The organism is Massilia sp. 05N420, assembly GCF_056397205.1.
Map to the genome: position 1 here is coordinate 1 of NZ_JBFTMX010000101.1, position 1,182 is coordinate 1,182.

The 1,182-nt window shown below is 60.3% G+C and carries 3 protein-coding genes; all 3 read left to right on the top strand.

The window, feature by feature from the left end; genetic code table 11:
- Positions 1-195: 195 nt before the first annotated feature.
- On the top strand, positions 196-471 hold the full coding sequence (locus AC1DIX_RS27425; protein ID WP_477328466.1) for a hypothetical protein: 276 nt from the start codon (positions 196-198) through the stop codon (positions 469-471).
- 13 nt (positions 472-484) lie between these two features.
- Positions 485-736, top strand: a complete 252-nt coding sequence (locus tag AC1DIX_RS27430; RefSeq protein WP_442124980.1) for a hypothetical protein — start codon at positions 485-487, stop codon at positions 734-736.
- Between the two features lie 235 nt (positions 737-971).
- On the top strand, positions 972-1,182 hold a 211-nt coding region (locus AC1DIX_RS27435; RefSeq protein WP_477328468.1), incomplete at its 3' end, for a hypothetical protein.

Below are 1,182 nucleotides of genomic sequence, written 5' to 3' on the forward strand. Positions count from 1 at the left end.
CGAGCTACGACTCGTCGATCAACGCCGCACAGAACCTGGGCCAGATGCAGAACGTGATGACGGCCACCGCCAACGACTCGGCCTTCCTGGGCGGCGTCAGCGTGGACAGCAAGGTCCACCAGAACGGCCAGAACAAGATCGTCGGCTGATCCCCCATCGCCATCATCGTTGACTATACTTTCAAGGAGCATTGCCATGAAAAACCTGACCATCAAAGACCTGGACCGCGCCGAACAACTGGACCGCGCAGCCATGCGCACCGTGCGCGGCGGCTGGAGCATGTTCTCGCCGTCCGTGAAAACCGGCGACATCAGCTACAAGCCGAGCTACGACTCGTCGATCAACGCCCTGCAGAACCTGGGCCAGGAGCAGAACGTCGGCACCCTCACCGCCAACGGCTCGGCCTTCCTGGACGACGTCAGCGTGCACAGCAACGTGCATCAGAACGGCCAGAACAAGATCGTCGGCTGAGAAGGAGAGACCCATGTCATCCATCGCAATCCACGACCTGGCGCACAGCGCCACGATCGACGGCCAGGCCATGTCGGCGGTCCGCGGCGGCTACGCCTTCGGCAAGGACGTCAACGTCAATGTGAACGTGAACCAGCAGCTTGCACAGTTCCAGCAGATCGGCGTGAATGTCCTCAACAACAACGGCGTCATCGGCGCCGGGTTCCGCGGCCCCGATATCGATGTGGCCGCCGCACTGAAGGGCGAAAACAAGCTCACCTTCTGATACCGCGCCGAACAGGCCCAGAAAAGTGTTGGGTCCGGGCCATCACCGGCGATGCCTGCCGCCGTTTTCGCGATGCCGTGAACGGCTGGGAAGATCAAGAAGATCTCCTTTATTTTCAACGACCTACGCTAAATTTTGCGGCGCCACGAAGAAGCTGGCACGCATCCTGCTGATAGTCCATCGAGCGCAAATCAAATGCCTCAACCAACCTAACCGACATCCAAGGAGATTTACCATGAAAACCCTGATCATCACCGACCTGGCCCATACCGACAAACTGGACCGCGCAGCCATGGCTGCCGTCCGTGGCGGCTTCAAGTTCGCATCGCCCTCGTACTCCTTCGGCGACATCACYTAYGCRCCSASSTMCRACTCGTCGATCAACGCCGCCCAAACCCTGGGCCAGGTCCAGAACGTGATGACCGCCACCGCCAACGGCTCGGCCT

What these genes read in the sequence shown, in the direction of transcription:
- AC1DIX_RS27425 (WP_477328466.1), top strand. Translation starts at nt 196, where the DNA reads ATGAAAAACCTGACCATCAAAGACCTGGACCGCGCCGAACAACTGGAC.
- AC1DIX_RS27430 (WP_442124980.1), top strand. Translation starts at nt 485, where the DNA reads ATGTCATCCATCGCAATCCACGACCTGGCGCACAGCGCCACGATCGAC.